This window comes from Methylophaga pinxianii, from assembly GCF_020447225.1.
Taxonomy (GTDB): Bacteria; Pseudomonadota; Gammaproteobacteria; order Nitrosococcales; family Methylophagaceae; genus Methylophaga; species Methylophaga pinxianii.
Genome location: NZ_JAJAEO010000150.1, coordinates 1 through 20,445 on the forward strand (window position 1 = coordinate 1; position 20,445 = coordinate 20,445).

The 20,445-nt window shown below is 44.5% G+C and carries 18 protein-coding genes; 4 read left to right on the forward strand and 14 right to left on the reverse strand.

Annotation, left to right across the window (positions count from 1 at the left end):
- The coding region (locus LGT40_RS03825) for an AI-2E family transporter (protein WP_226343161.1) at positions 1-531 on the reverse strand (531 nt) is incomplete at its 3' end.
- A gap of 163 nt (positions 532-694) precedes the next feature.
- On the opposite strand from LGT40_RS03825, the gene LGT40_RS03830 reads away from it, so the two are divergent.
- Together LGT40_RS03830 and LGT40_RS03835 are read left to right on the forward strand one after the other, a co-directional pair.
- Positions 695-1,777 carry an efflux RND transporter periplasmic adaptor subunit gene (locus LGT40_RS03830; RefSeq protein WP_226075782.1) on the forward strand — a complete coding sequence of 361 codons (1,083 nt, stop codon included), beginning with the start codon at positions 695-697 and terminating at the stop codon, positions 1,775-1,777.
- Between the two features lie 6 nt (positions 1,778-1,783).
- On the forward strand, positions 1,784-4,951 hold the full coding sequence (locus LGT40_RS03835; protein WP_226075784.1) for an efflux RND transporter permease subunit: 3,168 nt from the start codon (positions 1,784-1,786) through the stop codon (positions 4,949-4,951).
- Here the strand turns inward: LGT40_RS03835 and LGT40_RS03840 are convergent.
- Positions 4,927-5,457 (reverse strand): lipocalin family protein, encoded by a 531-nt coding sequence (locus tag LGT40_RS03840; protein WP_226075785.1) that lies wholly within the window; start codon positions 5,455-5,457, stop codon positions 4,927-4,929. The genes LGT40_RS03835 and LGT40_RS03840 overlap by 25 nt on opposite strands.
- A gap of 32 nt (positions 5,458-5,489) precedes the next feature.
- Between LGT40_RS03840 and LGT40_RS03845 the strand changes: the two genes are divergently transcribed.
- Entirely contained in the window at positions 5,490-5,765 is a 276-nt protein-coding gene (locus tag LGT40_RS03845) for a TIGR03643 family protein (RefSeq protein ID WP_226075793.1), read from the forward strand.
- Between the two features lie 50 nt (positions 5,766-5,815).
- On the opposite strand, the gene LGT40_RS03850 is transcribed toward LGT40_RS03845, so the two are convergent.
- The 11 genes from LGT40_RS03850 to LGT40_RS03900 all read right to left on the reverse strand — a co-directional run bounded on the left by LGT40_RS03850 (position 5,816) and on the right by LGT40_RS03900 (position 19,615).
- Entirely contained in the window at positions 5,816-6,211 is a 396-nt protein-coding gene (locus LGT40_RS03850) for an MAPEG family protein (protein WP_226075796.1), read from the reverse strand.
- A 165-nt stretch (positions 6,212-6,376) separates the two neighbouring features.
- Positions 6,377-7,117 carry a dienelactone hydrolase family protein gene (locus tag LGT40_RS03855; protein ID WP_226075798.1) on the reverse strand — a complete coding sequence of 247 codons (741 nt, stop codon included), beginning with the start codon at positions 7,115-7,117 and terminating at the stop codon, positions 6,377-6,379.
- An 87-nt stretch (positions 7,118-7,204) separates the two neighbouring features.
- The gene (locus LGT40_RS03860; protein WP_226075801.1) at positions 7,205-8,215 is read right to left on the reverse strand and encodes a class 1 fructose-bisphosphatase; all 1,011 of its coding nucleotides are present in this window, start codon (positions 8,213-8,215) and stop codon (positions 7,205-7,207) included.
- Between the two features lie 148 nt (positions 8,216-8,363).
- Positions 8,364-9,179 carry a formylmethanofuran dehydrogenase subunit C gene (locus LGT40_RS03865; RefSeq protein WP_226075804.1) on the reverse strand — a complete coding sequence of 272 codons (816 nt, stop codon included), beginning with the start codon at positions 9,177-9,179 and terminating at the stop codon, positions 8,364-8,366.
- A complete protein-coding gene (gene fhcD / locus LGT40_RS03870) occupies positions 9,176-10,078 on the reverse strand; it encodes a formylmethanofuran--tetrahydromethanopterin N-formyltransferase (protein WP_226075807.1) in 903 nt (300 codons plus the stop codon). Before fhcD ends, LGT40_RS03865 begins: the two co-directional genes overlap by 4 nt.
- Entirely contained in the window at positions 10,075-11,742 is a 1,668-nt protein-coding gene (locus LGT40_RS03875) for a formylmethanofuran dehydrogenase subunit A (RefSeq protein WP_226075810.1), read from the reverse strand. The genes fhcD and LGT40_RS03875 overlap by 4 nt, the downstream gene beginning before the upstream one ends.
- Positions 11,743-11,754: 12 nt before the next feature.
- Positions 11,755-13,029, reverse strand: coding sequence for a formylmethanofuran dehydrogenase subunit B (locus LGT40_RS03880; RefSeq protein WP_226075813.1), 1,275 nt, complete (start codon positions 13,027-13,029; stop codon positions 11,755-11,757).
- Between the two features lie 94 nt (positions 13,030-13,123).
- Entirely contained in the window at positions 13,124-13,732 is a 609-nt protein-coding gene (locus LGT40_RS03885) for an SPOR domain-containing protein (protein WP_226075816.1), read from the reverse strand.
- Between the two features lie 10 nt (positions 13,733-13,742).
- On the reverse strand, positions 13,743-15,506 hold the full coding sequence (argS, locus tag LGT40_RS03890) for an arginine--tRNA ligase (protein ID WP_226075819.1): 1,764 nt from the start codon (positions 15,504-15,506) through the stop codon (positions 13,743-13,745).
- A gap of 77 nt (positions 15,507-15,583) precedes the next feature.
- Entirely contained in the window at positions 15,584-17,758 is a 2,175-nt protein-coding gene (locus LGT40_RS03895) for a primosomal protein N' (RefSeq protein WP_226075821.1), read from the reverse strand.
- A gap of 234 nt (positions 17,759-17,992) precedes the next feature.
- Positions 17,993-19,615 (reverse strand): Na/Pi cotransporter family protein, encoded by a 1,623-nt coding sequence (locus tag LGT40_RS03900; RefSeq protein ID WP_226075830.1) that lies wholly within the window; start codon positions 19,613-19,615, stop codon positions 17,993-17,995.
- A 95-nt stretch (positions 19,616-19,710) separates the two neighbouring features.
- Between LGT40_RS03900 and folA the strand changes: the two genes are divergently transcribed.
- Positions 19,711-20,196, forward strand: a complete 486-nt coding sequence (gene folA, locus LGT40_RS03905; RefSeq protein WP_226075839.1) for a type 3 dihydrofolate reductase — start codon at positions 19,711-19,713, stop codon at positions 20,194-20,196.
- On the opposite strand, the gene LGT40_RS03910 is transcribed toward folA, so the two are convergent.
- Positions 20,193-20,429, reverse strand: a complete 237-nt coding sequence (locus LGT40_RS03910; protein ID WP_226075841.1) for a TIGR02647 family protein — start codon at positions 20,427-20,429, stop codon at positions 20,193-20,195. The two genes, folA and LGT40_RS03910, sit on opposite strands and share 4 nt — an antisense overlap.
- Between the last annotated feature and the right edge of the window lie 16 nt (positions 20,430-20,445).

Below are 20,445 nucleotides of genomic sequence, written 5' to 3' on the forward strand. Positions count from 1 at the left end.
AAAAAAAACTAAAATCGGCACTAAAACCAAATAAACAATCAATCCAATCACATTTCCCAGGGAGGATAAAGACAACGTCAATGCACGCTGACCATACATACTCAGCTCTCTGGCAACCATGGAAATCCAGTTTTGAATTTCATCGGGCGTAATCAAGGTTGGATACTGCGCCTGAAGCTCATCTAACCATTTTTGTCCACTGGATAGCATCCTGGGCGTTTCAAGTACCAGATTGACCAGCTGATTCCATAATAATGGCATCAGCAAGAAAGCCAGCGCCAGCATCAAACTTACAAATCCGATAAACACAATGGCAACAGCAATCATTTCCGGGATATGCCTTCTTGTGAGCATATTGACGACGCCTTGCAATAAAAAGGCGATGACCAGGGCGGTAAAAAAAGGCGCCAACATACCACCAAGCCAAATGATGACAGCAAAACCGAGAAACAACACTATCAGTAAAATGACAGCCTCTTCGTCAGAAAAATATCTTTCTGTCCACTTTTGGAAAACAGCTTTCAATGTCATGTCTGTTCTGGTCCTGTTCAGCGTCTTAGTTGATGTCTGTTACTATTCTGGCATACCGGAATAAGACTTGTGATGAAATAAGGCCAGTTTAACATTCCCGTTTCAGGAACTATCCAATAAAAGTAATGTTCATTAACTGCATTCACTAACCATGCGAATCAACATGTTGAAATCATTTTTCTTAAATAAGCTGCTCGCGGGCAGTTTGGTCTTTTTTTTGTTCAATCAAGCCTGTCTGGCAGCGACTCCCGTTAGTGTCAGCAAACCAATCGTAGCAGAGTCCACAGAAACACTAACGCTATCCGGCTCTTTAACCGCAGAGCGTCGGGCTCTGCTTTCACCCCGTGTGGATGGTTTGGTCAAAGAAGTTCTGGTTGATGCCGGCTACCGGGTTAAACAAGGCGACATATTACTGAGACAGGATCCGGCCATCGCTACACAACAACTGGAACAGGCCAAAGCTGCTACCAGTGAAGCCCAAGCCAGCGCTAATGAGGCAGAACGCCTGGTAAAGGAAGCCAAACGTCTACGCGGGGATAATTATATTTCTGCTACCGAACTCGCCAATCGTGAATCTAACTTTGCCTTGAGCCAGGCTGCACTGGCTGCTGCCAGAGCCATGCAAAATACTGCGGCAGAACAGCTCAGACGCCATGAATTGCCGGCCCCTTTCAGTGGCGTTATCAGCGCAAAAATGACTGAAGCAGGTGAATGGGTAAACCGGGGTGATCAAGTACTTGAACTTGTTGCACTCGATCCGGTCAGGCTGGATGTGAATGTGCCACAGGAACGCTTTGCAGAAATTACTACTGAAAGCCGCGTTGAAATTCTTCCTGATGCCCTGCCTTCACGAAAACTTTCCGGAAAAATTACCGCTCTGGTGCCGGTGAGCGATGCTCAAGCCCGATCTTTTCTGGTCCGTATTCTTGTTGATGCCGAAGATGTGAATCTTTTACCTGGAACTTCAGCCAGTGCCGTTATTTATATCACTGGTGAACAAGACAAAGGCTATCGTATCCCCCGTGATGCCGTATTGAGACATCCTGATGGTGGACGCAGTGTGTTTATTGTCGATGATCAGAATAAAGCCCAACGTCGCAGTGTCACGGTGGGAAGTGAAAGTTCTGAAGGCATCATTATCACCCAGGGCTTAACAGCAGACGACCTGGTGGTCATTCGTGGCAACGAGGTGTTACAGGATAACGATGAAGTCGAGATAAACAACGACGATACAAAAAGGAATTAATCTCCCATGTTAGAAGCACCTATCCGCAACGGAAAATTGCTTACCGTCATCGTTCTGATTGTTTGTGTACTGGGTATCGCCGCTGCGCGTTTAATCCCTGTGCAAATGATTCCCGATCTGGACGTGCGGACAATCAGTGTAGTCACTGAATGGCCCGGTGCAACACCCCAGGATATTGAAAAAGAAATCCTTATCGAACAAGAACGCTATTTACGTAATATTCCAAATTTGCGACGGATGGAATCGTTTGCCGAAACAGGTGTGTCATACGTTGAACTGGACTTTCCGTTTGGTGTTGAGATTAATGAAACGCTGATAGAAGTAGCCAATGCGTTAAGTCAGGTTCCCAGCTATCCAGAAAATGTCGATCAACCGAGTATTCGCAGCAGTTCTTTTTCAGAAAATGCGTTTATGTATTTTGCGATATCGCCGTTAGCGGGCAACCCGTTGGATCTTGATATCGACATGATCACCGATTTCATTGATGACAATGTTCGTACTCAAATGGAACGTGTACCGGGGGTTTCTGAAGTACAACTTCGCGGCGGCGCTGAACGGCAAATGCAGATCTTTATTGATCCCGCCAAGCTTGCCCAGCGCGGCTTGAGCCTGACTCAGGTTCGCGATGCCATCAGAGTGCGTAATAGCGATACTTCTGCTGGTGATTTGGATGATGGAAAAAAGCGTTACTTACTGAGAACGATTGGTCGCTTTGAAAATAAACAGGAACTCGAAAATCTTATTTTAGCCCATCGCAACGGCACAGATATTTACTTGAAAGATGTCGCCACGATTCAGCTCGATCACTACGAAGTGCGTGAAGTGGCAGTGGTGAATGATGAACGCGGTCTGACGATGGCGGTTAAACGCGAACCGGGCTCAAATGTTATCGATATCAAATACGCCATGATGCAAGTCGTTGAAGAAATGCGACGGGATTTACTGCATCCAAATGGTTTGGATCTGGTTCTTATCGGGGATGATGTCCGCTATGTAGAGTCCTCCATTCAGAATGTATCTCAAAACCTGCTGCTGGGTGCATTGCTGGCGACCATCATTCTGTTTTTATTCTTGCGTAGCCTGCGTGGCACATTAATCGGTTTGATGGGTATGCCCGTCTGTATTATTGCTGCCTTTTTGGGGTTATTGGTATTTGACCGCACGATAAATGTCATCTCACTGGCCGGTATCGCCTTTGCGATTGGCATGACCGTGGATAACACTATTGTGGTACTGGAAAGTATTGAACAAGCCCGACGGCGCGGTCTGGATCGAATTGAAGCAGCCATTATCGGCGTGCGTGAAGTCTGGACAGCAGTCTTAGCCTCTAGCATGACGACTATTCTGGTTTTTGCACCCGTGTTATTTGTTCAAGAGGAAGCAGGACAGCTCTACTCGGATATCGCTATTGCGATTTCAGTAGCGATTCTGGCTTCCATGCTATTTGCTGTAGCCGTCGTTCCTGCTGCATGTGCGCGATTTGGTCTGGGTAAAAATGTTGGATCCCATGAAGCATTACACAAGCGAGGCGTTATTCTGCATAGCGTAAATTGGCTCACCAAAGGACCGATCCGACGTCTTCTTACCATGACTATTACCGTGTTTTCGACTCTGGTTGCCGCCTGGTATCTGATGCCTGCTGCGGAATACTTGCCTGAAGGTGAAGAGCCAAAAGCTTTCACCAGCATGATTCCACCACCCGGGTATAACCTTTCAGAAATGCTTCGTATCAGTGAGGAAGTAATTGAAGTTCTTAGTGAAGCCAAAGGTGCTGACCCTACATTATTTGATCGTGGTGAAGCGCCTATCCCCTCATTAGCCTATTATTTTATTCGGACCACACCGACGGGGCTGCGGGTTCTCAGTGAGCCCACCAGAACACAAGATATTGAGTTGATGATGCGTGCGTTGACTGACTTATTTGAAAGTTATCCTGGTATGCGCGCCTTTTCCGGCCGTGGTTCGATTATTTCCAGTGATCAGGGTGGCACACGGGCGGTCAGTCTGGACATAGCCGGTCCAGATATGGAAAACCTCTACAGCACTGCTGAGTTTGCCCTTAAGCGTGCCGAAAAACTTTTCGATAATCCGCAAATTGATTCCATACCGGGTTCGTTGTCACTGGATCAACCCTTAATTGAAATTCGCCCACGTTGGTCACGTTTAACGGAAACAGGATTTACTGCCGATGATTTTGGCTATGCCGTGGCAGCCTTAAGTGACGGCGCATTTGTCGACGAATTTTTTATTGCCGATGATAAGGTCGATATGTTTTTATTCAGTAATGCTGGTCAGCAACAAAACCTTTCAGGCCTAGCGGGTTTGCCCGTCCTGACTCCAAATGGTGATGTGATTCCTTTGAATGCTTTGGCAGATTTGGAAGAAACTGTTGATAGCGCGACACTTAGACGTGTCGACAGTCGTCGAACCGTAACATTGCTGATCATTCCACCCCGTGATGTCGCGTTAGAGACCGCCGTGAATAAAGTTCGTAATGAGATGATCCCGGCAATGCAAGCCGAAGGCGAAGTGGCTAAAGGCATTAATATTTCCATTTCCGGTGCTTCCGATCAGCTGGATGCAACCCGGGAATCACTGTCAGAAAATCTGCTGGTTGCGGTGATATTAATTTATTTAGTGTTAGTCGCCATTTTCTCGCACTGGGGTTACCCACTGATTATCTTAACCACCGTACCACTTGGTATTGCTGGAGGGATTGTGGGATTGGTCGGCGTCAATGCGTCGGGAAGCTTATTGAATATGATTGGTCTTCCGGCGATTATTCAACCGTTCGATATGATAACCATGCTTGGTTTTGTCATCCTACTGGGAACCGTGGTGAACAATCCAATCCTGATTGTTGAGCAGGCCCGACGTAATCTGGCAGACAAGGCTATATCCGTTCATACAGCTGTGAATCAAGCGGTCGCCACTCGACTACGTCCGATATTAATGGCCACATTAACAACCATTTTCGGTTTGGCGCCTTTAGTGTTTATTCCCGGTGCCGGTACCGAGTTATATCGAGGGGTAGGTATTGTGGTGCTGGTTGGCATTGCGGTTTCGACGTTAATTACACTGACTTTCCTGCCAAGCTTGCTGGTCACCATACTGTCATGGACCGAGAGACGATCAAACTCTAAGCCATCTCAGCTATCTGAAACAGGAAGTTGATCTACAAAAATTAATTCGTCAGTGTTAAAACCACGTTGTGATGCTTCCTGAATAAAACGGGCAATGACTTCGTCACTTACTTGCGGCGTACGGGCCAATAACCAGAGATAATCATGGTTAGGGCCCGCGATAAATGCATATTGATAATCCTGTTTATCAAGACCAAATACAATATAGCTGCCATAAAAGGGGCCAAAAAAGGATACTTTTAAATGCGCGGTATCTGGGCTATCGACAAACTTGGCTTTGCCTTCAGCTTCTTCCCATTGTGCTTTTTCCGCGTTATAACCACGGTTGATGACCTGGACCAGATCATCGTCTCGAACACGGTAATCCGCGGTTACCGCAGTTAAGCCTCGTTCAAAAGAATGATCGAGACGGGCGATTTCGTACCATTTCCCAAGATAACGATTCAGCTCAAAGCCGCTCACCGGTTCGACCCCTTTCGGCGTGCCGGTACAACCAAATAAAAGTGCAGTGAGAAGCAGGATTTTCACTAGACGCATTTTTCACATACCTTTGGTTATTGTAGAGTTTTATGACTGAGAATCAGCGAATGCATGAGACTTTGAGTTTAGCGGATATTTCCCGAATCATAGAAATGGCTTGGGAGGATCGCACCCCTTTCGAGGCCATTCTCAGCTTATATGGCTTATCAGAAAATCAGGTCATTAAATTAATGCAACGAGAAATGAAACCCGGATCTTTTCGTTTATGGCGCCAACGTGTCTCTGGCAGAAAAACCAAACATCAATCGTTACGTGACCCCATGGTATCCCGCGCTTATTGCCCCACCCAGTATAAATCCCGTTAATCTGAGAGTCGTTGTCTTTCACCGCTATTTTTGAGTAATGCCTTGTCTCATTAAACTGCGGTAAAAGCTCTTATAGCAATGTAAACACAGCTTAACCAGCCAACCATAAAAATCAGAGTACGGAAAACGGCTAAGTCCAAAGCATAAAAAATGGGATGCAAAACCCGACAGGCCAGAAACAGAATAGCCGCCTCACTGAGATCCCGCAGATTTACACTGGAATAAAAAGCCAGCAAGGTCACAGCAGAATAAAAGATCAACGCCTCCCAGGCATTTTTCTGGGCTGCCAACACTCTTGCCGCTACCCCGGTTAGCTCTGCTTGTTGATTTCTGGGATGACGATTATCAAAAATATCAACGTGTTTATAGCGTAAATATCCGCCGATAAATGCCAATATCATCGGAAAAAACGTAACGATAAATAACACGATAAACAACGCAGGCATTCAGCACTCCAGTAAACGTTAAGTGAGTTAGGTTTTTACTCATTTGCAGCTTCAGATCATGCCACAAATCGATTCTATAAACTGAATTCTTCACGACAACCTTGTATAGGCAGTGTAAAAATTGTGCAGGTCATTTAATTCTTAGGCTCAGTGGTTTACCTATATTCAAGATGCCTGCAATTTTTTATTCAGGAAATCCAATAAACGCTGCCAGGATTTTTTATCAGCTTCAGCATGATAACGATCAATACCAAATACCGTAAAAGCATGGTCTGCTCCACCATAGGCTATCATCTCATTTGGTACTTGATGGATTTCCAGTTCTGTACTGAGTTTGGCAAAATCCTGCATGCTGATCGCTTTATCGGCCGCACCATGTAATATCAGGATTTCTGCTTTTGCGTTGGCGTAATCCTGTCCTGGCGGCGTGGTTAAACCACCATGAAAACTTACAAAACCTTGTAAATCCTTTCCTGACCGTGCCATTTCAAGTACTGCTGCTCCACCAAAACAATATCCTATCACCACAACTTTATGAGGGTTGGCACCCAGCTCAACGGCTTTATCAAGCGCCGCATTTATCAGTAACCGCATTTTCCGTCGATCCTGATATAACTCACCGGTATGCTGTTTTTTATCGTTGTCTTGCGTAGGCCGAATACCTTTACCAAAAAGATCCGCGGCGAACACGGCGTAACCTTCTTCGGCCAGCATTTTGGCTCGCTTGATTTCGTAATCCGTTAATCCATCCCAATCATGAATCAATAATACCAGGGGAGCTTTTTCTGCCGGGGTAACATAAAAACCCTGGTAGGTATCACCATTTACCTGATAATCAATATTTTCAGCAGCAACAGTGAACGAAAGACCAGTAATTGCGAGACATAGAGCTTTTTTCAGCAACATGGAGTCTCCTTAGCGTTAATGATGAGAAAAATTAACATCCTAAAACGGCTTGATTTCAGCAAAATGAACCGCTTTCTCCCCAGAAAATTAAGCTTCCTGATGATAACGAACCACTCTGTCGACTTCGTTTTTGGACCCCAGTATGACCGGAACACGTTGATGGATACTCTCTGGCTGGATCTCCAGAATGCGCTCTGTTCCGGTTGAACTCATACCGCCAGCCTGCTCAACAATAAAACTCATTGGGTTAGCTTCATACATCAAACGTAACTTGCCACCTTGTTTGGCGATTTTAGAGTCTATTGGATACATAAAAATGCCACCCCGGGTAAGCACACGATAAACTTCAGCCACCATCGACGCCACCCAGCGCATATTGAAGTTCTTCTCCCGATCGCCTTCCGTTCCTTTTATACATTCTTCAATGTATCGTTGAATCGGTGGTTCCCAAAATCGCTGATTAGACATGTTAATCGCAAACTCAGCAGTATCCTTGGGAATACGCATATTCGGGTGGGTCAAAATAAACTCGCCGACATCATTGTCTAAAGTAAAGCCATTCACCCCATTTCCTGTGGTTAAAATCAACATAGTTGCAGGACCGTAGACAGTAAAACCAGCACAGACCTGCTCTGTTCCTTGTTGCATAAAGTCTTTTAGCGTGGGGTTTTTACAATCATTTGGACAACGTAAAATGGAGAAAATAGTGCCTACCGATAAATTAATATCTATATTTGATGAGCCATCCAGAGGATCAAAACAGACCAAATATTTACCCTTGGGAAATTTACTGGGGATTTGAATAATTTCTTCGATTTCTTCTGACGCCATGGCAGCAACATGACCAGTCCATTTTAAATGGTCAACCATTACATCATTAGTAATGATATCCAGCTTTTTCTGCGTTTCACCCTGCACATTATCACTGTCAGCATAACCGCCAAGGCCAATAATGTTACTTCGACTAACCAAGTGAGAAATTTTTTTGCAGGCACTGACAATATCGCCAAGCAATCCCGTTAAATCACCGGTCGAGCTGGGATGAGCTCTTTGCTCCTCCACGATATACTGGTTAACCGATTTGCCTATATCCGACATGCAATTTCTCTCTTAAGCGAGGTTTTGAATTGAACAGGTGATCGAAAACGAATAACAAGAGAGTAAACCAGTAGACAGAAAAATGCCAAGACAGCTTAAAATTAAGAAACTAAGGGGATTAACGAAGCTAATCCCCTGATAAAACCCATTAGATTTTAACGAGAATTTCACCCATACCAATTCCGCCTACATCCCCAGCATAGCGCCGGACACGTGAGAAACCCTCTATTTGGGCAAATTGACTATCCAGCTTTTTGAATGAAGCAAACATTAACGGTAAAAATGCCAGTGTATGTGAGCCACAATCATTAAAGTTAGCAGTAATGCCATGCTGCGGCATTTTAGTCAGTAACAACGTACCTCGTTTCATCGCATAACCCAGATGTTTACCGACATCGCCCAAGACTGCAATAGTGCCGGAAATCATCCGTGAACCGCAGTATTCGCCCGCATTGCCTTCAATCAAAATCATACCGCGACGCATGTGATCGCCAGTACGTGCTCCGGTATTACCGGTCACAATAATTGTACCGCCAGTCATGCCGTTTTTATAACCACTGCGGGCGGCACCCACAAAATCACCGGCATTACCATTGATTTTGATTTGACCACCTTTCATTTCACAGCCGGTATAAATAAATGTATTACCGGTGATGTTAATACTTCCACCCGTCATAAACTGACCCAGATATGCACCGGCGTCGCCTTGAATGGTAATAGTCCCCTGACTCATGGCATGACCAATATGGTCGAGTTTTGCTGAGCTGTTTTCAAAACGAATGTCATTGACATCATCACCACTGATATCAAACAGTTCGGCTACCGGCAATGTTACCCGGCCACTGACCAATTCCATCGTAGCAATATCCGTAATATCTTTGCCTGCCAGTTTATCCGGTGTTAACGGTGAGCAATCGACACGCTGTGCCAAATCTGTTTTAAGTTTGAGAGTCAGCGCACTCATGCCATGATCTCCTGCAGATGAAAGTGGAATGGGCCCAGTTTGCCACCATAATTACCGGCGCTGATTCGACGAATACCATTTTCAGCACCCAGCTCGCAAGCAGCTTGAATACCGACACGCATCGCTTTATCGATATCTTCTTTGCTCAAACCGTCAATAACGATTTCCATAACTGATTCGACTTCCGGTGATAGCTCGGATTTAGTCTGGCCTTTCAAGGTTGGGCAGAACGCGTCATTCGTTGAGGCATTCAGTGCTTTGTACTTGGAGCCAACTTTTGAACCACTACGCACCACCCCGCCGGGGAATGGCATGATGATATTGGGCAGTTGTTTCATGGCTTTTACAGCGGCTTCACACGCTGCCAGAGCCTGAGGTTGGGATTCGGCCAAAATCAAGAAATTACCTCCACCAACAGAGGAAACCACTCCAGTATTTTCCTGCGTGAGAAACTCACCATCCATGACCGGTATCCGCCAGTAACGTTTACCATCAATCATTTTCGATATCTGATAACCATCACCAAAGAAACGTAGATTCTTGCCTAAGGCGATTTCATTACCATCATCACCTTCAATACCTGAAAATAATGCAGATGTTGGAGAAGTAAGTACACACTGACCAGCACGGGTTTCAACTTGTTTTGCCAGTCCTTTCCCCCCCATGGCAAATATCAGACAGGCGACACCAGGACGGCCATCAGGAGTTTCAGACGGGTCCAGAGTCCGCTCAATCGCGGCTTCACAACCACAGGCAATCACCGAAGTAGCAAAGCCGGTAAATGCAGTAGCTGAGTGCATTGCCCATTCAAGATTCTGGGCAGTAATGATGATGCGCGTACCTTTCATCGGAAAGGCCTCGGCAAAGGTTTTATCAATGCTGACGCCATTGATGATCATAGTCTGCCTCCCTTGTGCAGCGGCTGTATTGTTAAGCTACCACGACCATCGTCGACGATTTCATCGTTACTGATTTTGAAGTTACTCATTTTCAAGGTATGGAATTTATCAAAATATTGCTGCAGCGGTTTTTCAATGCTGACATCGTATTCCGGTTTAACCACATGGGTGGTACCCCAGGTAATTTTGATGACCTGCCCCTGACGCACCACCATTTCACCGTCTTTAAAGACATAATCCGGCTTCTCAAACATTTTTTCACGATCACTGTTATCGGTATACACCGTAATATCGGCTGCAGCACCAACCCCCAAATGGCCACGATCCGCCAGTCCGACCAGTTTGGCTGCACCTGCTCTGGTCATAATGGCAATCTCATATAACGAGTATTCGCGATCCAATGATGCAAGATGGGTTGCTTTCTGTGCTTCAGGATGCAAAGTAGACAGCATATCGTTACGGAAAGTCTTATCCATCAATAACTTAATCAAATGCGGATAGCTGGTAAACGGCGCCCCATTCGGATGATCCGTTGTCAGGAATATACGCCATGGATCATCAACCATCAGGAAGGTTTCCAAGCCGATCATCCATTGCAATGCATTCACATAACTTTGGTCTTTGTATTTGAACGGTACTACACCACAACCCGCTTCACATTCGATATCCATACAGACCCATTTGTTTGGATGTGCATGCGGTGCTCCAGCGAACTGACGCATATTGTCGCCAGAAGCGGTTACTGTCTGGCCGAACAGGATCTGCCCAACATCAACGGTAATGTTTTTGTGTTTGTTAATCGCTTCAGCAATTTCAGCCGCGCCGGATGAAAATTTGAAATCGCCTTCGGTACCATAGCTGTGAAACTGAATATGCGTCAGATGCATCGGCACACCTTCAGCACCCTGAATGGTATCCAATGTGGTCTGCATATTACCTGGCACCCCCAGATTACAACCATGTACATGCAAAGGATGTGGCACACCGATTTCCTGCACAGCACGAGATAATCTATGCAAAATATCGCGTGGCGTGACACCATAAAAATCATTTTTTTCGTCCAAATCCAGCTTACGCTGATTGAATTTGAACGCGCTGATACCGCCGGGATTAACCACTTTCAAGCCCACCGCCTGAGCATGATTAATGGTCCAGGCGACATAGTTATTAATCGCTTCCTGATCCGAGTTGGCAGCCATCATTCGCAGCAGAAAGTCATCACTGCCGAGCATCACATAACCACCCTTATCGATGATTGGTGTGTCATGCATTTCCATATGTGCCTGCCGGGCATTAATCGGTAATACAGCGGGCTCAAAACCGGCGGTATATCCCATCTCAGCGTAACGATAACCCGTGGTTAAAGTACTGGGCGCAGCATGTCCTGTACAAGAACGTAACATCTCTGTGCGTTCGTATACTGCTTCAGCATGGTCTTCCGGCAACATGGTGCGAGCAATATTGACCTTACCACCACCGATATGCGTATGCATATCTATAGCACCAGCCATAATCACTTTACCGCTGACATCGATTTCTTCATCGATGCGGCCATCTATGGGTTTTTCAACAATTCGACCATCACGAATATAAATATCCCGCACCACATCATTTTGGTCATGTGCTGGGTCAAAAATACGTCCGCCTGTTAATTTTAAAAGCATATTTATCTCCGTTTACAGGGCCTGTTCGACCGCACTGAGTACTTCAAACACGCTGGGTAAGCCGCTGTCACGTAATTTTCTTAACGGTACTGAAACCACACTGTCAGTTCTGAATGTCCGACCTTCATGATCAATGCCTGGCACACCAACCGGAATGTACACATCTGGCTCCGTTTCAAACTGCATGCCACTTCGTCCAAGTACTATGGTTGTTGCAGAAGAGTTAGGAGGAGTCACAGCAGTGTTAAAACTGGAGACCCAGATAACAACATCTGCTTCACCTTCTGCAAGCATGCGGCGACTATCATTCAAAAATGGATCATAATCAGGAAAACGACGGTTAAAGGTAGTACGCATCGGGTAGCCACTTTGCCAGGAAGCAACTGCATTCACTGTGGTATCACCTTCCTTGCCACCCAATGGCAAACCATTACTGCGGGTTGTGGCATTAATCTCTTTAATCATTTCACAGACGTTTTGAATCGTCGCTTCAGCATGATCAAAATCCAGTTGGCCGGCTGACCAGCTCACGACTGAATATTTTGCAGCTTTTAACTTATCGGCCAATGCTTTTAAATCTTCGACAGCAACGCCAGCAACCACCTCAGCCTGAATATTTTTCCCTTTTAGTAATGCACGTAATACAGAGATCACTTCAGGCAAGTCTGCATTATCACATGGGATAACCTGCGCCTTTTTACCCGCCGGAGAAGTGGAGGCATCTCCACTGGGTTTCTTGCCTAAATAGATGATTTCACGTGACTCAATCTCCTGGCCAAACATACTCTCCTTGTTCCAGACCATCCGTTCAAAAAAGCGTGGAAAAGTAGCTTCGACATCCGTACCCACAATCAGTAAAACATCCACCCGGTTTCTGACTTCGGTCAGGGTAGTTGTCATATAACCGGTATCTTGTAATACCAGAATGTTGCGGAAAGCTGCGGGAGAATAAAAACTATCAATGGTGGCACCCGTTTTATCTGCCAGCGCCATGGCAGAACGGGCACCATTCAAGTCTGTTCCCATACCGGCAATTAAGGGCTGTTTACTATGAATCAGCAAATCAGCAATATGTGAAATTGCCTGATCCAGTGTGACTTCCTGGCCATTAATACGAGGTTGAATATCAGTGATGGGCGTTTCAAACCCCGGTTGAGTTACTGCATCGCCATTTTCCAGCACTTTAACCGTATTACCGTTGACCTCTATCGTCAGATCATCGGACGCTATGCCACAAAAGGGGCTGGCAACTTCATGCCAAAGAGTTGCCGTGCTGTTTTCTGTCATATCGCTGTCCTCGATAGTTCTTATGTAAATAAACTGGGGCCTTTATGACCTGCTTCAAGTCCAGAGGGACGTTTAGCTGCAATATTGAATTTGGTTAACCGTGTTTTGCTCGCAATAAGAGTGAATCAATATTGTTGTCACGTAACTGTTTTTGTAATGCATCCGCTTTATCACGACCTGCTACTGGCCCAACCTGAACCCGATGCCATGTGTCAGTATTATCAATTGTGACGGTTTGCACTTTCGATTCAATACCCAAAAAGGCTAATCGAGCTCGAAATCCATCAGCATCTTCAAGCTTTTTAAATGACCCCACCTGAATCATATAACTCACGGTATTCGCTGGCGGCTCTGCAGCAGCTTGTTGTGAACTCTGATTTATCGGCTCCGGTGCTTGTGCCGTTTCTTCCGGTGGAGAAGATACTATCGGTTTTTGAGGTTGATTGGCGATAGTTTTAGGTTTTTCCACCACCACTTCCGTTTCAGGTAATAGTGTATAAAAATCAAAAGTCGGTTCCACTCCCGATTTTTTTTGCTCTTGTTGTGTGGTTTTTGCCTGTTGCTGATCGGCCGGCACATTTTCTTTCAAATGTAATAGGAACATCACAAATGCGCCAACTGCAAAACTGATTAACATTGGTCCCCAAGGCATGCTGCCACCTTGTTTTGGAGGTTGTTTACGGGTATTTCTTCTGGCTGCCACAAAAAACCTCTTACATCGTTTGTGGCGCTGAAACGCCCATTAAGCCAAGACCATTAGCAATCACCTGTCTGACAGCCGTAATTAACGTTAAACGTGCCTGACTGAGATTGATATCATCAGTCATAAACTGATGTGCATTGTAGTAAGTGTGGAAATCACGTGCCAGATCCATCAAAAAATGCGCCAGTAAATGTGGTGTGTAGGTTATGGCAGCCAGTTCAACCACCTCAGGATAACGAGACAACATGGTAAACAGCGCTTGTTCGTGATCTTCTGTTAACAACGACAGGTTCTGCAAACCAATCTTTTCATCCCAGTTTAATTGTCTTTCAGCCAGCTGCCGGAACACACTGCAAACCCGAGCGTGGGCGTATTGAACATAATATACCGGGTTATCATTACTTTGTGATTTCGCCAGCTCCAAATCAAAGTCCATATGCTGATCGGCACCACGAAGCACATAAAAGAAACGTGCTGCATCCTTCCCCACCTCATCACGTAATTCACGCAAAGTGACAAATTCACCACTGCGAGTGGACATACCTACTTTTTCTTTTCCGCGATATAAAACAGCAAACTGCACCAGCAAAACTTTCAGTTTTTCGACATCCTGATTTAATGCCGCCATTGCCGCTTTGACACGGGGAATATAGCCATGATGATCGGCGCCCCAGATATCGATAATTTGTTCAAAACCACGTTGAAATTTATTTAAATGGTAGGCGACATCTGAAGCAAAATAGGTTGCCTGGCCATTATCCCTAACAACTACCCGGTCCTTTTCATCACCAAAATCAGTAGATTTAAACCACCATGCACCTTCTTTCTGATAGAGCATATCAGCTGATTTGAGCAATTCAATCGCTTCATCTACAACACCGGATTCAACCAGCGAACGCTCTGAAAACCATTCGTCGTATTCAGCACCAAACTCGGCTAAATCATTACGAATATCGTTCAAAATGGCATTTAAACCCAAATCAAACAATTGACGGTATAGATCAGCACCCAGTAGTTTTTTGGCTTGCTGAGTCAAACCATCAATATGAAGCTCTTTATCACCACCTTGAGGTTCATCAGCGGGAACATTTTCAAATACAGTCAAAGCTGGATGTCTTAATGCATCACCATGTTGCTGCTTTAACGTTTCAGCAATTTCAAATACGTATTCACCGCGGTAACCATTACTCGGGAACGTAAATTGTTCGCCACATTTTTCCAGATAGCGTAACCAGACACTGGTCGCCAAAATATCCATCTGTCTGCCAGCATCATTGACATAATATTCGCGATGTACATCAAACCCTACGGCTTTGAGTAAGCTGCTGACCACAGAACCATAAGCGGCACCACGACCATGACCTACATGTAATGGTCCTGTCGGATTGGCGGAAACAAATTCCACTTGAATTTTTTGCCCTTGCCCAAATTGGCTCAGACCAAACTGTCCCGCATTTTTCAATACCTCAGCAACCACTTGTTGTCTGGCACTGGAAGATAACGTGAAGTTAATAAATCCCGGACCCGCGATTTCTACCTTTTCAATCATTTCATGTTGAGGAAGCGCATCAACAATCAGTGAAGCAATTTGCCGTGGATTCATTTTGGCCGGTTTTGCCAGGACCATGGCAATATTGCTGGCGAAATCTCCGTGACTGCGATCTTTAGTTCGCTCTAACTGAACAACAGCAGTTGAAATGTCTGCGGGAAGGCTTTGTTTTGAAATCAGTGAAGCTAAAGTGCTTTCAATAAGATTTTTCAATTGGTCTTTCAAGGTAATGAAGTCCGGATAACAGAATTGTGATGGCGAATTTTAACTGATCAAGCTGATGTATGACACCATCCTTCACTCTAGATTAACTCTGTTGGATCAATGTCTATTGACCAACGTACTTTTCGCGCCAGTTTAAGCTTAGTAACCGACAGGATATGTTGATCGATTAATTGATGAAGTGCGGCCCGATCTGCGGATCGCATCAGTAATTGTGCTCGATATCGACCAGCTCTTTTTTCCATTAATGCCGGAACCGGACCTAATATCACTACCGATGAAGCCGTTTGCTGTAATAACTCGGCTATCTGTTGTAATAATTGCATGGCTAAATCCGCTTCTTTAGCTTCGCCCCGCCATACAGCCCAGAAACCATGCGGAGGTAACTCCATCTGGATACGTTCAGATAATAAATTATCAGCAACAGCCTCATAGCCCTTTTGCAGCAGGTTTTGCCAAAATGGATGATCTGGCTGTTCTGTCTGAATGAGTACTTCCCCCGCTTTTTTACCGCGTCCAGCTCTTCCTGTTACCTGGGTAATCAGCTGAGCAAGACTTTCTGTTGCTCGAAAATCTGCACTGAATAATGCTTGATCGGCATCTACAACGCCCACCAATGTCACATCATGAAAATCATGGCCCTTAGCAAGCATCTGGGTGCCAACCAGAATAGCAGCTTTACCCTGATTAATTTGCTTAATCATATTGGCAAACGCATTGACGCGTTGTGTACTGTCGCGATCAATTCGTAAAACGGGTACATCCGGAAAAATTCCGGTCAAAGCCTGTTCAATTTTTTCAGTTCCCACACCATAACTTTTCAATTCGGGGTGACCACATTCAGGACATTTTGTCGGCAAGGTCTGAATCAAACCGCAATGATGACAAAACAACCGGTTTTGATACTGATGTACCACCATTTTGGCATCACAGCTTCGGCAATTTGCCTGCCAATGACATTGATGGCACATCAATACCGGAGCAAATCCGCGTCGGTTGATAAATAATAAAACCTGATGGTTTTGTTCAATATGTTTTTTTATTGCTTTAATTAAATGAGAACTTAATCCATTGTTATCACTGGCATTTTGTCCGGCAATGACGCGGACTGCAGGTAAATTGGCGCCACCGGCACGCTGGGTTAATTTAAGTAATTGATATCGTTGTTGTTTAACCTGATATAAGGTTTCTAGTGAAGGTGTAGCACTGCCTAACACAATGGGAATACCCAACGTTTTTGCCCGCATCAAGGCAACATTTCGGGCGTGATATCGCAATCCATCCTGTTGTTTGTAAGAACTGTCATGCTCTTCATCAATAATTATCAAACTAGGATTCAGCATTGGAGTAAATACAGCTGAACGTGTACCGATAATAATGTCAGCTTTTGCTGCTCTGGAAAGAAGCCAGGCTTGTTTACGATCCGTATCGGATACTGCTGAGTGAATAACCACAATGCGGGCATTTAAGGATTGTCGGAAACGTTCTACAAATTGAGTTGTTAAGCCAATTTCAGGGATTAACACTAAGATTTGCTGTTGTTTTTCAATTAATTCCCGACATATTTCAATATAAACCTCTGTTTTGCCACTACCGGTAATACCTTGCAGCAAAAACGTTGAAAATTCTCCAGTTCTGGATAAAACAATTTCAACAGCTTGTTTTTGTTCATTATTTAAGGCAACAGCTTGTTGTATTGTTAAACAAGGTAACGGTAAAGCTACTTTTTGACTGGCTTTAATGGAATTTTGAGCTTGTAACGCAGACAAGCTGCTTTTTACATTACCCAGCTGTGTCCTTAAGGCTTTTTCGCTTAGTCCTTCTGGATAGTCTTCCAGCAGATTCAAAATATGTTGCTGTTTTTTCCCGGGTTTTGTGTTTGTAGGTTGTGCCAGTGACCAATATGTTTCCATTTGCATTTCATCAGCATCACCTAATCTCAGCCTTTTGGGTAAAGCGGCTTGAAAGCATTCGCCAATCGGATGATGGTAATACCGGCTGACCCATTGAACCAGTTGCATAATTTCATTTGGTAGAAATGCCTGGTGATCAAGTTTCTGATCAATTTTTTTTAGTTTGCTGATGGTTTGTTCTGAAATCGATTTTATTGCAATGACAATCCCAATTAATTGTCTGCTGCCAAATGGCACAGAGACACGCATACCCGTTTGCCAGTTTTCAGCAAGATCATCGCTGAGATAATCAAACGTCTGGCGTAAAGGACAAGATAAGGCGATTTCGACGATGCAGCTCATTAAACAATACTAAATAGATAAAAGAGATCTTTTTAATGATGTTAATGCTTTAGTCCTGTGTATAGCTGTATTAATCCTAAAATAACTTATTATTCATCAGCTTAAATAACCCATAGATTGTGTATAAGTTTAAGCTTGCGGGATCGATCTCTTGTGGATAACTATGCGACTTATCCACAGAGAATTTTATCCACAGCTTATGATCTGTTCTATAAGCAAAACATACCGTATTTATTAGACTTGTTTTAACCGGTTCTGCAGCAATATATGGTGGTGATTATTAAAGAAGTTATGAGCTTTTACAGCCTGTTGGCAGATCCGTCTTAAGTGCGAAATGCCCTGTAATTCTTTTTCCATACGGGCAATTGAAATTCTTCCTTCTGCACCACGACGCAGCAACAATGATTTCAGTGAAAGGTAGATTTTTTCCAGATTTTCCAGAGTTTGGGGTAATTGCTCACCGGATTTATCCAATGCAGCGGCATCAATCAGCATCAGGCAGTCCACATTAAAATGAGCCAGTTTTTGCTGGAGTTCTGCTTCGATGGGTTGACTGTACAAGGCACGATTTTCTGCAATTGCCACGGTTAACGCTGAAATGGCATCGCAGTATTGCGACACCCGTATTAAGTCAGCCGTTTTTTCAGCAATCTTTTCGTTAATATGTTGTTGATATAGTCGACGACTGAAATCACCAATACTTAATACATTTTGTTCAGTAAAGGCATGTTGCTGCTTTAGCCAACTGACCGGGCGGTTTTTATGAATGCAGTGGATGGCCATTTTTAATACATGCTGATTAAGCCTTATGAGTTCAAGGCGTATGGACGTGATGGCCAGATTCGGTATTTTCAGAGTGTTTTTATCAAGGTATTTGGTTTCGGCGATACTCTCGTCGCTGCTAGAAAATTTCATTTTCAGCCAGTTTTCCAATGGATCAGCCAGCTTCCAGATGAGTAAAACTCCAAGTACATTAAAGATGGTATGGAATAACACCAACGTGGTGGTAAATTGCACATTATTTACAAATAACTGTTGAAACCAGTGAATAATCCAGATTAACGGGATAAGCAAGATCAGGCTGACAATTGCAGTGAGTAGATTAAAAATGACATGACTGGCAACAATACGTTTTGCTATCGGCTGACTGCCAATAACTGAAAATATGGCTGTAGTCGTCGAACCCAGATTACTGCCAATAACAATTGCTGCAGCCGGTAATAATCCCAGTACACCTCCAGCGAGCGACGTTAATGCCAAGGTCAAAGTTAGACTGGATGATTGCAACAAGGTTGTCAGGATAAAACCAGCCACAGCAAACAGCAGCAGATCGATAGCCAGAAAACCACTGGAAAAATGCAAATCAAATAAATTGTCAGCTCCTGTGAAGCCGCTTTGTAAAATGGCTATGCCCATAAAAAGCAGTCCAAATCCGGTTAATGCCAGACCAATATTTGCATAATTTCGGTTATTGCCCATTAAGCGCAATAGCATGCCAACTCCGATGAGTGGTAAGGCAAAATGTTCAATATCTAAATTAAAGCCCACGAGAATAACCAGCCACCCGGTCATCGTCGTACCAACGTTACTGCCAAAGACAATCCACATAGCCCGTTGCAGGTTGAGAATACCGGCATTGGCAAACCCAATCGTTGCCAGGGTGACAGCACCAGAGTGTTGAATAAGAGCGGTAAGCAGAAATCCAGCGCTGAGACCACGTAGACGGGTGTTTGTCCAACTTTGCAGGATTTGATTAAGCCTGTCCCCGGCAAGTTGTTTCAGCCCGTCAGACATTAACCACATGCCCAACATAAACAAACCTAAGCCACCTATCAGTGACCCCAGCATATTTAACATGCTTCACCTACCTGATTGTTTAACCGTTGAAAGGATAATACCGGATAAAATTTAAGCGATGCTATGCTATGTGCAGTTAATAAATGAGGTGACCAATGAAAACGGCGTTTGTGGTAGCAATGGATGAACGAGGGTTAATTGGCCGTGATAATGACTTACCGTGGCGACTTTCTGCTGATTTGCAATATTTCCGTCGAATCACAATGGGAAAACCTATTTTAATGGGACGCAATACACATGAATCGATTGGCAGGCCATTACCGGGGCGGCAAAACATTGTGGTCAGTTCGTCAGAGGATTATCAGGCAACAGGATGTGATGTAGTCAACTCGATTGAAGCCGGATTGGCTGTGGCTGCCGATGCAGATGAAATAATGGTGATAGGAGGATCGTCTTTATTTAGCCAAATGTTTGATATCGCCGATACACTTTATCTCACCCGAGTGCATGCTGAATTGGATGGCGACACATGGTTCCCGGAATGGGATAAAAATCAATGGCAATTAATCAGCCAGGAATCCCACCCGGCAGATGAGAAAAATGACTACCCCTATAGTTTTGAGGTCTACCGTCGTATTTAATTCGGCGGAGACATCAATTGTATAGCGGTGTGTAGATGTTCAGAGGCTTCGTGACCCAAATCGGTCAGATAACCACCATCGGGTTGGCTTATTAAACCGTTATCAAATAATTTCTGGGCGGCTTCAACCAGACCTTCGCGAGCTGTTGAATGATGAATTTTTATTCCTTGCAGATTATTGCTGGGATCAAATTGTAATAACACTTCGATCTGATCAATTTTTTGCTGTTGCATGTCTGGCTCCATTACC

What these genes read in the sequence shown, in the direction of transcription:
- LGT40_RS03830 (WP_226075782.1), top strand. Translation starts at nt 695, where the DNA reads ATGTTGAAATCATTTTTCTTAAATAAGCTGCTCGCGGGCAGTTTGGTC.
- LGT40_RS03835 (WP_226075784.1), top strand. Translation starts at nt 1,784, where the DNA reads ATGTTAGAAGCACCTATCCGCAACGGAAAATTGCTTACCGTCATCGTT.
- LGT40_RS03840 (WP_226075785.1), bottom strand. Translation starts at nt 5,457, where the DNA reads ATGCGTCTAGTGAAAATCCTGCTTCTCACTGCACTTTTATTTGGTTGT.
- LGT40_RS03845 (WP_226075793.1), top strand. Translation starts at nt 5,490, where the DNA reads ATGACTGAGAATCAGCGAATGCATGAGACTTTGAGTTTAGCGGATATT.
- LGT40_RS03850 (WP_226075796.1), bottom strand. Translation starts at nt 6,211, where the DNA reads ATGCCTGCGTTGTTTATCGTGTTATTTATCGTTACGTTTTTTCCGATG.
- LGT40_RS03855 (WP_226075798.1), bottom strand. Translation starts at nt 7,117, where the DNA reads ATGTTGCTGAAAAAAGCTCTATGTCTCGCAATTACTGGTCTTTCGTTC.
- LGT40_RS03860 (WP_226075801.1), bottom strand. Translation starts at nt 8,215, where the DNA reads ATGTCGGATATAGGCAAATCGGTTAACCAGTATATCGTGGAGGAGCAA.
- LGT40_RS03865 (WP_226075804.1), bottom strand. Translation starts at nt 9,179, where the DNA reads ATGAGTGCGCTGACTCTCAAACTTAAAACAGATTTGGCACAGCGTGTC.
- fhcD (WP_226075807.1), bottom strand. Translation starts at nt 10,078, where the DNA reads ATGATCATCAATGGCGTCAGCATTGATAAAACCTTTGCCGAGGCCTTT.
- LGT40_RS03875 (WP_226075810.1), bottom strand. Translation starts at nt 11,742, where the DNA reads ATGCTTTTAAAATTAACAGGCGGACGTATTTTTGACCCAGCACATGAC.
- LGT40_RS03880 (WP_226075813.1), bottom strand. Translation starts at nt 13,029, where the DNA reads ATGACAGAAAACAGCACGGCAACTCTTTGGCATGAAGTTGCCAGCCCC.
- LGT40_RS03895 (WP_226075821.1), bottom strand. Translation starts at nt 17,758, where the DNA reads ATGAGCTGCATCGTCGAAATCGCCTTATCTTGTCCTTTACGCCAGACG.
- LGT40_RS03900 (WP_226075830.1), bottom strand. Translation starts at nt 19,615, where the DNA reads ATGTTAAATATGCTGGGGTCACTGATAGGTGGCTTAGGTTTGTTTATG.
- folA (WP_226075839.1), top strand. Translation starts at nt 19,711, where the DNA reads ATGAAAACGGCGTTTGTGGTAGCAATGGATGAACGAGGGTTAATTGGC.
- LGT40_RS03910 (WP_226075841.1), bottom strand. Translation starts at nt 20,429, where the DNA reads ATGCAACAGCAAAAAATTGATCAGATCGAAGTGTTATTACAATTTGAT.